This is a genomic window from Coprobacter tertius (genome assembly GCF_024330105.1).
In the GTDB taxonomy this organism is placed as follows: domain Bacteria; phylum Bacteroidota; class Bacteroidia; order Bacteroidales; family Coprobacteraceae; genus Coprobacter; species Coprobacter tertius.
In genome coordinates this window covers 303,555-318,915 of record NZ_JANDHW010000001.1, presented here as the reverse complement: position 1 = coordinate 318,915, position 15,361 = coordinate 303,555, and the positions used below count along the sequence as shown (strand labels likewise).

At 39.2% G+C, this 15,361-nt stretch carries 10 protein-coding genes; 7 read left to right on the top strand and 3 right to left on the bottom strand.

Annotated elements, in window-relative coordinates; all coding sequences use genetic code 11:
* Positions 1–117 precede the first annotated feature (117 nt).
* Positions 118–2,400 carry a cation:proton antiporter gene (locus NMU02_RS01200; protein WP_255025270.1) on the bottom strand — a complete coding sequence of 761 codons (2,283 nt, stop codon included), beginning with the start codon at positions 2,398–2,400 and terminating at the stop codon, positions 118–120.
* A gap of 579 nt (positions 2,401–2,979) precedes the next feature.
* On the opposite strand from NMU02_RS01200, the gene NMU02_RS01195 reads away from it, so the two are divergent.
* The gene (locus NMU02_RS01195; protein ID WP_255025269.1) at positions 2,980–3,405 is read left to right on the top strand and encodes a hypothetical protein; all 426 of its coding nucleotides are present in this window, start codon (positions 2,980–2,982) and stop codon (positions 3,403–3,405) included.
* 6 nt (positions 3,406–3,411) lie between these two features.
* Here the strand turns inward: NMU02_RS01195 and NMU02_RS01190 are convergent, their stop codons facing one another.
* Positions 3,412–4,425: a LacI family DNA-binding transcriptional regulator gene (locus tag NMU02_RS01190; protein WP_255025268.1), complete on the bottom strand. Its 1,014-nt coding sequence runs from the start codon at positions 4,423–4,425 to the stop codon at positions 3,412–3,414.
* Between the two features lie 84 nt (positions 4,426–4,509).
* Between NMU02_RS01190 and NMU02_RS01185 the strand changes: the two genes are divergently transcribed.
* The 3 genes from NMU02_RS01185 to NMU02_RS01175 are packed head-to-tail and all read left to right on the top strand — an operon-like array spanning position 4,510 to position 9,010.
* On the top strand, positions 4,510–5,415 hold the full coding sequence (locus tag NMU02_RS01185; protein ID WP_255025267.1) for a glycyl-radical enzyme activating protein: 906 nt from the start codon (positions 4,510–4,512) through the stop codon (positions 5,413–5,415).
* A gap of 5 nt (positions 5,416–5,420) precedes the next feature.
* On the top strand, positions 5,421–7,571 hold the full coding sequence (locus NMU02_RS01180) for a pyruvate formate lyase family protein (protein WP_255025266.1): 2,151 nt from the start codon (positions 5,421–5,423) through the stop codon (positions 7,569–7,571).
* 38 nt (positions 7,572–7,609) lie between these two features.
* Positions 7,610–9,010 (top strand): glycoside hydrolase family 47 protein, encoded by a 1,401-nt coding sequence (locus NMU02_RS01175; RefSeq protein ID WP_255025265.1) that lies wholly within the window; start codon positions 7,610–7,612, stop codon positions 9,008–9,010.
* A gap of 82 nt (positions 9,011–9,092) precedes the next feature.
* Here the strand turns inward: NMU02_RS01175 and NMU02_RS01170 are convergent, their stop codons facing one another.
* Positions 9,093–10,712: a redoxin domain-containing protein gene (locus NMU02_RS01170; protein ID WP_255025264.1), complete on the bottom strand. Its 1,620-nt coding sequence runs from the start codon at positions 10,710–10,712 to the stop codon at positions 9,093–9,095.
* Positions 10,713–10,913: 201 nt separating this feature from the next.
* On the opposite strand from NMU02_RS01170, the gene NMU02_RS01165 reads away from it, so the two are divergent.
* The 3 genes from NMU02_RS01165 (at position 10,914) to NMU02_RS01155 (ending at position 15,357) form a co-directional block, all read left to right on the top strand.
* A complete protein-coding gene (locus NMU02_RS01165; RefSeq protein WP_255025263.1) occupies positions 10,914–13,487 on the top strand; it encodes a glucosidase family protein in 2,574 nt (857 codons plus the stop codon).
* 126 nt (positions 13,488–13,613) lie between these two features.
* The gene (locus tag NMU02_RS01160) at positions 13,614–14,957 is read left to right on the top strand and encodes a sigma-54-dependent transcriptional regulator (RefSeq protein ID WP_255025261.1); all 1,344 of its coding nucleotides are present in this window, start codon (positions 13,614–13,616) and stop codon (positions 14,955–14,957) included.
* Between the two features lie 319 nt (positions 14,958–15,276).
* Positions 15,277–15,357 (top strand): potassium-transporting ATPase subunit F, encoded by an 81-nt coding sequence (locus tag NMU02_RS01155; RefSeq protein ID WP_255025448.1) that lies wholly within the window; start codon positions 15,277–15,279, stop codon positions 15,355–15,357.
* The last annotated feature ends 4 nt before the right edge of the window (positions 15,358–15,361 follow it).

Sequence of the window (15,361 nt, the reverse complement as noted above, 5' to 3'; positions counted from 1 at the left end):
AAACCCTCGTTCTTTTTTACAGTTCTAAAAAATGAGGATAAATAATTTTTAAATGGGATTTCCTTAATAAATGTATTTCCTTTTTTCAATGCCCCTTCTATTACGATATTTATCCGTTTAACTTTCGGCATCGAAAGATTTTTTGGCAGGTCGTATCGTCAGGAATGAGGGAAGACAATCATACCACCCGGTATTAGTCGCAATCTTTTTACAGGCATCATAACTGAGAATGAGCAAATCTTCACCTGTAGGACAAACTACCCCCCTTAGTGCGTAAGTGTCCATTCCCAGTTTCGGAACATACCGTTTATCTACAGCTTCTATTGCTTCTTCCAAATGTTCGTTACCGATCATAGCTTCCGAAACACGTAGAGTAAGATTCTCTATTTTCCCACTGAATATTCCGTCGGCATAGCCGAGCAAAAATAAATCATCGACCGTATCGATAAGCAAAGAAACCCGGGTAATTTTCTTTAATTCCCTATTTTCAAATACAGCAACCGGACTTTGGGTATGATCCATAATCCATTCTATTTTTTCTCTTAATAACGATCCGGGTAAATGCATTGTCTTTTCGCGTATCGTACTCATCATTCTGGAAAATCCTAAAAGATTAGATAACATACCTTTAGAATGATTATTAGTTTGTCCTTCGGCCATAAAGTGAGGTCCGGCACCTAATAATAACAAATCGGACTGCTCGTTATGCACCAACTGCACGATTTCCTGATTCAGCTTATCGGTCACTTTATATCTCTTATCCAAACGTATATGATACTCAGCAGCCTGTTTACTGACAGGAATAAAACTATCTCGAGCATACTGCTGGGCTTTCACCGGATTTAAATCGGTTCCCAACGTAAAATGAGCCGCTATTACATTTATCTTTTTTAATTGTTGTCCAAACAGAATATTAGCCACCGACAATAATAACTTCCCGGTTTCAGGGCGTCCGAAACTTAAAATCAGCCTTCGCGTTCCCGGCATCTTGTTACGATCTTTTCCCTTCCATCGTTCTACCCAATGTAAAATAGGTGTAGTCATAAAAGTCGTAGTAAGAGCCATAATTACCAAAATAGCAAATACTTCGGTCGATAAAATACCCATTTCACGGCCAATATTCAATGCGACTAATTCCATTAACCCCCTTGTATTCATAAGTGTACCGATAACGATACTGTCTTTCCATTTTTCCCCTACCGAACGGGCTGCCAAAGTACATCCCCCCAATTTCCCGGTAATAGATACTGCGACCAAAAAGAAACAAACACCCCATAATTCAGGAGAATTTATTGCCCCGATCTGTGTATTCAAACCGGTATAAGCAAAAAATAAAGGTAGAAATATTACAGTCGCTACATCCTCTACTTTTTCCATCATTACTTTTCTGAATCCTATATTGGAAGGCATAACCACCCCGGCCATAAAGGCACCGAAAAGAGCATGTATGCCTATCGTTTCAGTAATAGCAGAAGACAGCAGAAGAATAAGAAAAATAAAGCCCACAAACGATTTATTAATTACCTCTTTATTGGCATATATATTCCCGATTTTTTTTAAAAAAGGCATTACCAGTATAAACATAAATAATATGTATACCACCGTCAAAGCGATCGTAAACAAAGCGCTAACGAATGTCCCGGCCTGAGCAATAGCAATAACGATAGCTAATAAGCACCAAGCTGTAACATCATCATTTGCAGCCGATGCCAAAGCCAATATCCCGGACTGGGTTTTGGCCATATTCCGCTCCTGTACGATACGGGCTAACACTGGGAATGCCGTAATACTCATGGATATACCCATAAAAAGAGCAAACGGTAAAAAATCGGTTTGTGTCGAAGCATATTCTTCATATACCCAAAAAGACGATAAAATACCCAAAAAGAACGGTACCACAATACCCGCATGGCTAATTACCAGCGTTTCGTTCATTTTATTTTTTAATATTCCGAAATCAAGCTCCATACCGATTACAAACATAAACAGTACCAAGCCGATTTGACTTAATAATTCGAGATTTCCAAGAGAATCGGGTGGAAATATAGCGACAGCTATTTCGGGGAAAAAATGGCCTAATAAGGAGGGGCCCAACGCAATTCCCGCAACAATCTCGCCGATCACTCCCGGTTGCCCGATATATTTGAATAAAAAAGAAAACAATCTTACAACAACCAGTATGACAATAATCTGAAATAACAATATAACAATCGGATGTTGTAAATTATGAGTAATAACCTGCAAAAACATGCCGAAAGGCGAAACATTACGCGAATGCCTCAAAGCCGGTTCGATATGGCTGAACTTTTCTCCATGTGCCAAAGCAAAAAAGATGAGAGCTCCAAAAACGATCATCATCGTTATATATATCACATAATTATGACGGTTTCTATGCATCATATCCTAATATTTTTAGATTCCGTAAAAAACTATCTTTTATTTTTCAAAGTTAGCAAAACAATAAAATGGTTATGTACTTAACAGGAAATTCCTTATAACAGTTTATATATTTTTTTATAAAAAGCAAATGGGTCGGATATCTTCATTCGACTCCGACCCATTGTTCAATACTTCTTAAAACTCCGAGAACTATATCAATCTGCAACTTTATGCATAGTTCTATTTTGCAATGACACCCGAGAAAAGCATACAATATATATTATTATAATATTATTTTTCTCAAATAAAGACACATTAATTACAAAAAAATCGGCGATTTTTTTGTAAGACATTGAGTAATTTTATCGGGATTTTGTTCTACCGTCTGTACACACAAATGTAGATAAACTTTTTATACATATCCTAACTTATTTGTATAATTATTTTAAAATTCTTTTTTTACGTAAATCCACAATTTATTTTATAGCGCTACTTGATATTTTTTGAAGTTAAATATTATTAAAGGTTATTTCCCATTATAATATTATCCTTACATTTGCGCTATAGCTAAACCGGTTTAGTATCCTAAAATTAATCTATATGGAAAACAACGCACTCATAAAAACCGACCAGTCACATTTAGCAGGATATCATCCTTTACACGTAACACCTCAATGGCAGGTAGCAATACTCAAACATCAAAAAGGAGGAGGATTTTTCGATATACACCGTCTCGATATACATCATTTTACCGACGAATCTTTTATTCTTGCCCGAGGACGAGCCGCTCTTGTCGCCGCTCGTATAAAAGAAGATATGATCGAATATGAAATCTCCGATATGCAACCGGGAATTATTTATACAATCCCTGCAAATTGCTGGCACAACATAGGACAAACAGAAGATGCTGAAGTCATTATCATCGAAAATGCACAAACACATTTATGGGATTTCGAATTTTATAACCTCAGTCAAACCAGCATTAAATACTTAAATGAGCTGATAAAAGAAAAAATGAATCTGTAAAAAACATCAAGTAGATTGACGAATAATCTCGGTAACCGGTAAAACGATCTGTTCATAACAAGAAGTTTCCGGGCTCTCTATCTGATCCAGCAATATACGTAAAGCTTCATTTCCTATCGCCTCAAACGGCATGGGAATCGCGGTTATCGAAGGTTCGAGCAGCTCAAGATACGAAGAGTCACCGAAACAGCAGATAGCCATACGAGAAGGAATAGCGATTTCTCTCGACTTCAACACTTTGAAACCAACTGCAGCCAGAAGATGGTTTGCAAAAAATATCGCATCGGGCGGCTCTGACATCGATAACATCGCATCAATCGATCGTCTTACCGAGCCTTCATGATCGGCATTATCAGCTTCGAATATCATTCTTTCGTCGTATTCGATACCAGCCGATTCCAAAGCTCGACGATATCCTTTTTGTCGGTTATCGATAGGGAGTAACTCGGAAGATACAGATACCATTGCTATACGACGGTGTCCACGATCAATTAAATATGATACGAGCCGAAATGCTCCAGGCTCGTCTTCTACCGTCACATGTGACGTTTCTATCGCAGGATAATAGCGGTCGATAAGCACAAGAGGAAAATTATTATTCTTCAGAAGTGCGATATCTTCTCCGTTACGACATGAAGAGGCAATAATCAAACCATCTATTTGTCTGGCTAACAAAGCATTTATTTGGGAACGTTCTTTTTCGGCACTTTCCTCACTGCTGCAATAAATCAGTGTGTATCCTTTACTCGAGCATTGCCGTTCGATAACCTGGGCTACCCGTGCAAAGAAAGAGTCGGTAATATAAGGAACTATCAACCCGATCGTTTTAGACCGGCCCATACTGAGACTACGCGCCAGACTGTTGGGAGAATAATTCATCTTGCGGGAAACGGCAAGAACTCGGTTTACCGTCTCATCGCTGATATTATTTTCTTTTGCTTTACCGTTAAGGATCAGCGAAATAGTAGTTTTCGACAAATTTACGGCATTGGCAATATCTTTCAGCGAAGTCCTTTTCATGCGAATAATAAATGTTTTAACGACACGAATATACAATTTTTATTATAAAAGTTTACATACACATACAATCTGATTCAATAATTAATGAAAAATTCAGACGATAACACATACGGATGGATAACACATTTGCAACCGATGTCGCTTCACGACGGCCCGGGAATACGCACAACCGTATTTATGAAAGGTTGTAACCTGAGTTGTAAATGGTGCCATAACCCTGAAACGTTCAAAATAAAACCTCAAATGGAATGGATCGCTTCCAAATGTATCGGATGCGGTACCTGTATAGATACGTGCAAAGAAAATGCACTGGAAGTAATCGGGAGAAAGATTATAAGAGATACTCGGAAATGTATCGTATGCGGAAAATGTGCAAAAGCCTGTTATACGGGAGCCCACACACTGATCGGAACACGATATACTCCGGAAGAGATATATTCCTCCGTGGAAAAAGATATTCCCTTTTTCCGTGAATCGGGTGGAGGAGTAACTTTATCGGGAGGAGAACCCATGATACAACCGGCTTTTACGACTGCTCTCGCCCGGCTATTATCTTCAAAAGGAATACATGTGGTTCTGCAAACCAACCTTTCATTATCATGGCATCTTTATGAAAAAATATTTCCGTATATCGACCATGTAATGGCAGACCTGAAACATATCGATCGAGAAAAACATTTATACTGGACCGGTGCCGACAACAATCTTATACTCGAAAATATCCAACGACTCGATAAATCGGGAATTTCATACCGATTACGCACTCCAGTAATACCGGGAGTAAACGATGATGAGGAAACAATCATCAAAATGTCCCGCTTTGCCGGGAAAATGCATCATGCCGAAGATTATGAATTATTGCCGTTTCATCCCATGGCATCCTACAAATACGATAACCTGGGAATGAAATATATTTTTGCATCTACTCCTCGGCTATCCGATAAGAAACTTAAATACCTGAACTCTATCGCTAACCAATATAAAAATTAATTACTATGGAAAATTTCAGATATCAACCGCTGATCGACTGGCTTCGTAAAAAGAAGCTGGAGCAAATAGATGAAAAAATAAAGAAAGAAGGTTCTTTAAACGAAGATGATTACGGACGTGTAGTTCCCCCCGAAAAAGCGTGGAAACCAATACCGAATCATCCCGACGGTCACTTTTACGGACTCGACGGATGGTGTACGAATTTCGTATCTCTCATGCAAAATCACCCGGTCTATGTAGATCCTCATGATGCCTTTGCCGGAAGATGGATGTATTTTATGTCTCGTATGACTCCCAAATGGCGTCCGGATATACCCTACGCCGAATTACAAAAAGGAATAGATAAATATAACCTTATTTGCGGAATAGGAGATGACGCACATTTTGCGCCCGATTTCGAAATGGGATTGTCTCTCGGATGGGGAGGTCTGCTCGAAAAAATCGAACATTACCGTAAACTTCATGAAGAAGATACCGAAAAATGCCATTTTTACGATTGTCATCGACAAGCAATAGAAGCGATACAAACCTGGATAAAACACCATATAGAAGCTATCGAGCAGATGATCGAAAAAGAATCTGATACAGGGTTACGTAATAACCTGAAAGATATGGCTCAGGTAAACCGCAACATACTCTCGGGTGTTCCTAAAACCTTGAGAGAAGCATGCCAATGGATTATCTGGTATCATCTGGCTTCCCGAACCTACAACCGAGACGGAGCAGGAGGACAGATAGATACTCTTTTACAACCTTATTATGAGCGAGATCTCGAAGCCGGTATCGTAGATAGGGATACCGTCATATATTACCTGGCCTGTTTTTTGATAAATGACCCCGTTTACTGGCAGCTGGGAGGGCCCGACGCCAACGGTAACGATCAGACATCCGAAATATCTTTCTTGATTCTTGAAGCTGCCGACCGGTTAAACACTTCGTTGAACATAACCATACGGGTACATGATAAACTCAATGAAAAACTTATGCAAAAAGCAGTCGGGTACTTATTGAAAAATAAAAATGCATGGCCGAGATTTTCCGGAGATAAAGCCCTTGTTGAAGGATTCATTCGAAACGGATTCGATGAAAAACTGGCTCGAAAACGGATTGCCGTAGGTTGTAACTGGATGTCGTTACCGGGACTCGAATACACAATGAACGACTTAGTAAAGGTAAATATGGCGAAAGTATTCGATGTCGCCCTTCATGACATGCGGAACGGAAATAATGAATTTTCTACCGTACAGCTCTCCCGAATTTTCGACAAACACCTAAAAAAAGCCGTACATACAGCTGCAGAAGGGATACGCTTTCATTTGAAAAATCAAAAATACAATGAACCCGAACTCATTCTTAATTTATTGAGTCATGGTCCGATAGAAAAAGGGCTGGATGCCAGTAACGGAGGCGCTATGTATTATAATCTGGCGATCGACGGAGCCGGACTGGCAATCGTAGCCGACTCTTTCGCGGCGATAGAACAACGAATCGAGAAAGAAAAAAAAATAAACTGGAAAGAACTCTTCGAATTACTCGACAGCAATTTCGAAAATCCAGACGGGGAAAGAAAACGTCTGCTTCTGAAAAATTCTGAAAAATACGGACAAGGCGATACTGCCGGAGATCGTTGGGCAAAAAAAATAGCAGAGACATTTACCCAATACGTCAGAGACGAAACGGAACCGGAATTAAATCGTATATTTATACCCGGATTCTTTTCATGGGCCAATACCATAGAGCTGGGAATTGCCGTAGGGGCCACTCCAAACGGAAGAAAGAAGGGAGAACCTATCTCTCACGGAGCAAATCCATGCCCTGGATTCGCTCCTGACGGCGCCTCACTTTTACTAGCCAAATCGATTGCCTCCGTACAACCCGGCTATGGAAATACAGCCCCCATGCAATGGGAGGTAGATGTAACATCGATGGGTGAAAAAGCCGCCGCATTTATCGAAGCTGTTGTTAAAACGCACTTCAATCTCGGTGGTACTCTTATCAATGTTAACATCATGGATAAACAAAAAGTGCTGGATGCTTATAAAGATCCTTCATTATATCCTGATCTCGTAGTACGTTGTACCGGATTTACAGCTTATTTTTCGATGCTGACTCCCGATTTCCGCAAACTGGTCGTAGATCGACTATGTGATAACTGATAAAGAATCTATTAAAACCTATTTAAACTAATTGACAAATGAAAAAGAACCGAATTCTCATCTGTCTGATTTTGTTGATAGCGATGCCTATCGCTTCGGCAAACGACAACTTAAAAAAAGAAAAGAAAGAATATGCTGAACGAGCAAAAACAGCCTTTATGAAAGGTTGGAATGCCTATAAAAATTATGCATGGGGACTCGACGCCGTAAATCCTATTTCTAAAAAAGGACACAATTGGTATTCAGAACCTCTTCTAATGACACCTGTAGACGCTTACAGTACGATGTGTCTCATGAATCTGAAAGAAGCCAAAAAAGAAGCAAAGGAACTCATTTTCTCAAAGCTGAACTTCGATAAAGATATGGAGGTACAACAATTCGAAATTGCCATACGCCTTGTCGGGGGATTACTTTCAGCCTATCAGCTCGACGGAGATAAGCGGTTTCTCGATCTGGCTAAAGATCTCGGAGATCGGCTCATGCCTGTTTTCGACTCTCCGACCGGTATTCCCTACCGCATGGTAAATTTGCGTACAGGAAAAATAAGCGGTAATACAACGAACCCTTGTGAAGTAGGTTGTATGCTACTCGAATACGGCACTCTGAGTAAACTTACCGGTAATCCCGAATATTACGACAAATGCAAAAAAGGGATCGTAGAGGTATTTAATCGAAGAGGCAAAACAGGTTTGGTGGGAGCACGTATTAGCTGCGATACCGGAGAATGGCTCGATAAAAATACTCACATCAGTGGAGGCATCGATGCTTTTTACGAATATCTGCTGAAAGGATATATTCTTTTCGGAGATGAAGATTTACTTGAAATGTGGAAAACATCGGTTGCCGGTGTAAACAAATATCTTGGAGAAGATACTCCTAACGGATACTGGATCGGAATGGCCGACATGAATACCGGGAAACGTACAGGAACTATGTTCGGAGCTCTCGATTGCTTTTGGAACGGATGCCTTATTCTCGACGGAGATAACGAACGAGCAGAAAAATTACAAGAATCGATTTTTAAAATGTGGACACTTCACGGTATCGAACCCGAACGTATTGATTATTCTAATATGAAAGTCGTATCTCCTTATTATATGGCGCGCCCCGAAGCTATAGAATCTACCTATTATGTATGGAAAGCCACGGGAAACGACAAATATTATCAACAAGGAAAAACGATGTTCGAGTCCATCGAAAAATATTGTCAACTCGATAACGGTTATTGTCAGCTAAAAGATGTACGTACTAAAGAAAAATGGGATACATTAGAAAGCTTCTTTTTTGCAGAAACGATGAAATATTGTTATCTGTTTTTCGCCCCCGAAAAAACCTTCAGTTTTGATAAATATGTACTCAACAGTGAAGCACATCCATTAAAAAATACGTGGGATAAAAACTGGAAAGGCGGACGCTACAAAATGACAAAAGGGAAATAATCTTATTTCTATTAAAAGACTCCGGGTATCCGAAAATTTCAGCACCCGGAGTCTTTTTATAATAAAATTAAAACTCTCTCCCTTATAAATTCTTTTTCAAAACCGCTTCAACTTCTTCCGCATCCGGATCTATCGCTAAGATTCTTCCATCTGTACCCACTAAAAATGTCCCTCCGGCTGCTTTTTGCAAACGATGTCTCAGCCAAATTTGTCCCGCATCATCTAATTCTACCAGATTAATCCACGGGTAACCATCTTGCTCTATAGCCTTTTCCATAGCCATCGTATTTCCTTTTTCACGAGCTATCCCGATAACCGTAAATCCTCGGTCTTTATATTTCAGATAAAGCGGTATCATACTTTTAGAGTTTCTTCTACACGGTCCGCACCAAGAAGCCCATAAATCGATCAACGCAATTTTCCCCCGAATACAATCACCGACTCGGACCTGTTTACCGGTTAAATCCGGGGCAACGATATCGAGATAAGGTTCACCCACCTTCAGACGGGTGCTTTGCGATAACATTTGCATATCTTCACTATAAGGATGACCGGAATAACGTTTTGCAAATACTTTTTCAAACAATGCGATTTGCGGAGTTAAATCATCTCCCGATCGTTCATCTTCACACATCTGTTTTAATAAAAAAAGAGAAGCTAAAGAAGGATTCTCTTCAATATATCGCAACTTCCACGCATTTCTCTCGTTCCTTAGCTTATCTCCCTCCGCGATTAATTTACGTGCTTCCGGCGTATATGCTTCTCCGCTTTTTTCTAAACGGTCCCTCTCTTTATATAATTTATCTTTTTCGGCATAATTATCTCCGGCAGCAGCATATCTCAACCATAATGCTTTCAAAGCTTCGCTTTCATATTTCCCGATTTTATCCAATGAATCGATACGGGAATAAATAGGTGAAAAATCGAATTTCTGTTTACATTTGAGATCAAAGCCCATTTTCTCGAGCATAAGCGGATTTTGGGTTTCGATAATAAAACGCGGATCGTTTTCACTGGGATAAAGAATAAAGTTTACAGGTCCGTTTTCGGCAAAAAATATCGTTTCATAAAACATACCCTTAAATACCTCATCCCCAAAAAGTAAATTATAAGCAATGTTTGAATCACTGTATAAATCATATTCAAATTTTCCATCCCGAATCGGAATAGAAATATAATTGTTTGTCCTTATGTCTTTTCCGTCAGGGATCAATATCAACCGACTCGATTGCGGACGATCTATCACTTTACCGGATAACTTACAATGGATTTTCCCAATCGTATCCGGAGGAGAAAAACGAATACCCGAAATAACAAAATCATCGGGGGCGTTTCCTTCCCTGAGATCCAGTTCGATGTCTTTTTTATCGGTCGGTTCAAAACGCAACCGGAATGAAATACCTCCGCTATCGGGCATAATTACTTTTTCATCGAGATTAAAACCCTCGGAACTCACCAATTTATAGATTTTACCGGTAACCGAACCCTTAAGGGTCGTTCCTGAAGAAAGCTGTACCCACTCTCCGGGATTAGAATAAACCTCTGCATCGAGATACACCGCTGTATCGTTACGCTCGATACGAGAAATTTCAAGTACCATCGTATTGCGGGTACGATAAGAAGGATAGTCGTAATTTTGCGCCGAAATCGTTAATGAAAAAAAGAAAAAAGCAAGCGCTTGGAATAAAACAGAACTCTTCATCAAAGTATTATTTAAGGTAAATTTTGTACAATAATGTGGTACAGAATTAAACAAAAGTAACGCAGATCCCTCCACTTCTGTTTCATATCGAAATAGATTTAAATATTATTAACACAATTACAACCAAAGATTTATCCAGTAAATATTTACCTTTAAAAACAAAAAGTTTTTTCATCACTTTATGCGAAATAATACGAAAATATGAAACATACACAATCTGCAGTCTCACTAAAATTCTTTTTGCATTCGTCTTTTTTTCTCATTTTTATTTCTGTAATCATTCTTTGTGCTTTTTCCAATCTGCCTTTACAAGCTATTACACATGATTATACAAATAATACAAAGAACAGCCGTTCTACGATAAAACATGAATCCGACGCAGGAATCATACGTATTTCAGATACTAGTCGAAATCTCGAACTGGTAATCGATTATTCTACGGGCTGTAAAATTACACAATTAAATATAAAAGGAATCAATACACTTTCCGAATCGGGTATCTATACCGGCTTCACAACAAAAAACGAAATTTATAATTCTTGCGTTCTCGATAAAAAAATCAATGTAATAAATATACCGGAAGGAATACGTTTAGAAGGAATTACATTCGGAAACGATACTATCCAAGTCGATGAAACATGGAATTTCGTATTACACAATGAAAAAATAATTTGGAATATCCAACGGAAATACAATAAAACGACAGAATTGGAAGAAATAGAATTCCCTCGTTGGAATTTTGCCGACTTATCCATCTGGAAAGGGGGTATTTTCGATAACGGAGGGATGGTTTGGTGCAAGTATCTATCGGGAATAAACGATACCTACGGTGTACACACAGGAGGAGTAACATTATGGAATCCGCAATCGGGAAACGGGTTGAAGATTGCAGCTCAACCCGGAAATAACAGCTTCATTGCTTCTAAATATTCTCTAAGCGATAAAAAAGAATTTGTTTGCACTCACCTGGTCACCGATAAAGAGTTGAAACAAAGATATAATCTCAACCGTTTTGTACGGGGTAAAGCCGATGTTTTTTCTCCTTTTTCTGTGAAAACCAAAAACAGCGAGATAAATCTCGAGCTACAATATATCGATTATACTGCAATTTATTCGAGGGGAGTTTTACCCGGAATCGACTCAGAAGCAGTTCGTGAATTGATGAATACCACCGGAAGATACGGAGTCGTTGACAACGGGATTATAGGAGCCAATGGTTGGACAACTAACTGGAAATGCTTGCATGAACCATTTTTTGCACAAATAGGGATGGCATTAAACGACAAAAATTACACTCGTAATTTCTGTGCAACGCTAGATCGTGAAAGAGATTATGCCATAACAGAAGAAGGGCGCGTATTGTCTCGGTGGCACAATGACGATTCGGACCAAATGCCCGGGACTTACGATTACGAAACCGGATACTATGAAGCTCGATGGGGATATACCATCGATTCTCAAACGGGATATATCATCAATACAGCAGAACAATTCGATTTATGCGGAGACATCGATTGGCTGCGTTCCCATAAAAAAAGTTGTGAAAAGGCTCTCGACTGGTTGATTGCCCGAGACTCGAACCATAACGGGATTTTCGAAATGATGAATAATTCTATCGACGAACAAACCGCAAGCGACTGGCTCGATATCGTTTGGGCAAGTTTCGAAAATGCATTCGTAAATGCTCAGATGTATGAAGCCTTGAAATTATGGGCCGATTGTGAATCGATTCTGGGAGATCAGCAAAAAAGCGCCTATTACAAATCGGTAGCCAAACGACTTAAATCAGCTTTTAATAAGCCAGTAGATCAGGGTGGATTCTGGTCTCCAGATAAAAATCAATATGTGTACTGGCGCGATAAAGACGGGTCGATACACGGGGACAATCTCGTAACCCCGGTAAATTTCGCAGCTATCGCGTTCGGAATATGCGACAACCAGGATAGAATCAGCCGAATCCTCGATCAAATAGAATCGCGTACTTCTGAAGAAAACCTTTTCCATTGGCCTCTATGCTTCGATTCCTATAAAAGAGAAGAAGTCAGCAACAGGAACTGGCCTTTTCCTACTTACGAAAACGGCGATATATTTCCTACATGGGGATATCTCGGGATACGAGCCTATGTCGCTTACAACAAAAATATCGGCCTTAAATATATTCGCAACATTCTCGACCAGTACAAAAAAGACGGACTTTCTTCACAACGGTATAGTCGAAAAACCCAGCAAGGACAAGGCTCTGATATTTTAGCCGGTATATGCACCAGCGTAACAGCACTCTACCGAGATATATATGGAATACGTCCCAAATGGAACCGAATGGGTTTAGAGCCAAACTTAACAAAAGAACTTAACGGAACCTCCTTTGCCTACACCCACCTGGGTACCGAATATCGCATCGAACTAAAAGAAGGCGATTACCGAATCGGAACAGAAAATTTTTCAGTACGCAGCAGTAGAAATTTCGGTATCTTCCCAAATGGGAAAGAACTGATTTTTTACCCGGAAAATAAAGAATCTATGGCCCTCATATTAAATGCTCGCGAAAATCGAAAAATAAATTTACATATCCTTGACTGGAATCCCGATTACTATACTTGGTCGACGAATGGCACAGGGAAATGCGAATTTGAATTGCGTGGGCTATTACCGGGAAACAAATACCGAATTTCGATAAATGGAAATAACAAAATATTGAAAGCAGGCAAAAAGGGAAATATCCGATTTAAAGTAAATGAAAAATCCGATACGACATATCGCATAGAAAAAATATAAAATCAATTTGTAAGCTACAAAAAAAAAATAAAAGCCTGCTCATGATTGTCTGTACGTTAACGGGTTGCATTTTATCTTCAAAGTCGTATCTTTGCCAAATATTTTTTCCCGTTAATTGCCAAAAGAATGAACAAACTTCTTATCATCGACGATGAACCGCAAATTCGTAAACTTCTGGCTCGTATGTTGGAGCTCGAAGGATATGAAGTATATCAAGCCGCCGATTGTCGATCGGGATTGAAACAAGTATCGGCTATAAACCCCGAAGTAATTCTATGCGATGTGCGGCTGCCGGATGGAAACGGTGTCGAACTGGTAACAAAATTAAAAAAACAGTTCCCGCTTACCGAAATCATTTTACTTACAGCTCACGGCAATATTCCCGATGGAGTACAGGCCATTAAAAACGGAGCCTTCGACTATATCACTAAAGGAGATGATAATAATAAAATCATTCCCCTTATTAGCAGGGCCATGGAAAAAGCGCAGGCTAACAAACGGGAAATACAACAAGAAAAAAATGGTTCATTATCCTATTCTTTCGATTCTATTTTGGGAACTTCCAAAGTATTATTAAATGCAATAACATTAGCCAGGAAAGTCTCAGCAACCGATGTCCCTGTACTTCTTACCGGAGAGACCGGCACTGGAAAAGAAGTATTCGCGCAAGCTATACATATGGGAAGCAATCGAAAATCGGGAAGTTTTGTCGCCATAAATTGTTCGGCTTTCAGTAAAGAATTGCTCGAAAGTGAAATGTTCGGCCACAAAGCAGGATCTTTTACAGGCGCTTTAAAAGATAAAAAAGGATTATTTGAAGAAGCCGACAACGGAACCATATTTCTTGATGAAATCGGAGAAATGGCTTTCGATCTGCAAGCAAAATTACTTAGGATACTCGAATCAGGAGAATATCTGAAAATCGGAGAAACGAAACCGTCACGAGTAAATGTACGCATAATCGCAGCGACCAATCGCGATTTAAAAAAAGAAATCACCGATAACCGATTTCGCGAAGATCTTTTCTATCGATTATCGGTGTTCAGCATACAATTACCACCATTGCGGGAACGGGGTAATGATATTGAAATACTCGCCCGATCTTTTATCGAGAGTTTTTCTAAACGGAGTGGGAACTTACCCAAAAATATGAGTAAAGACTTTTTGAAAGCATTATACTCCAACCCGTGGAATGGCAATATAAGAGAATTACGTAATGTAATGGAGCGTAGTATGATCATTTGTGAGGGTGATACCCTTTCGCTGGAAGATCTCCCGGTTGAAATGCAAAATGAACACTTCGAAGAAGAAGGAATAAAAACATATTCCGAGTTCGAGTTAGCCTCAATGGAAAGGAGACATATTTCACGTGTACTGCAATATACTCATGGAAATAAAACCGAGACTGCACGTTTGTTAAAAATAGGTCTTACTACTCTTTATCGGAAAATTGAAGAATACGGTTTATAACCAATCATCATCCTATAATTATTCCCAAAGCAGAAGGGCGCCTTTTCAAAATGAAAAGGTGCCCTTCTGCTTTCCATTCCATCTCAAATTTATATTTAACTGATTCTGTGAATCTTAGAATTAACGATATCATTTTGGCACATGTTTGGTATAGTGAAATACCGAGATAACATAAAAGTATAACAATTAAAAAAACAAGAAAATGGGAGTAACATTATCATTCATCATTTGTATACTGAGCGGAATTGCCTGCTTCGGGTTATTTTTTAAATGCGTCGACTGGTTCGACAAAATATAACAGAAAGGAGAGTGAAACATTATGTATACTGCATTATTTATTATCGGATTAGCCGCTTTCGGCTACATGTGCTACGTACTTGTCAAACCTGAAAAATTCTAATCTA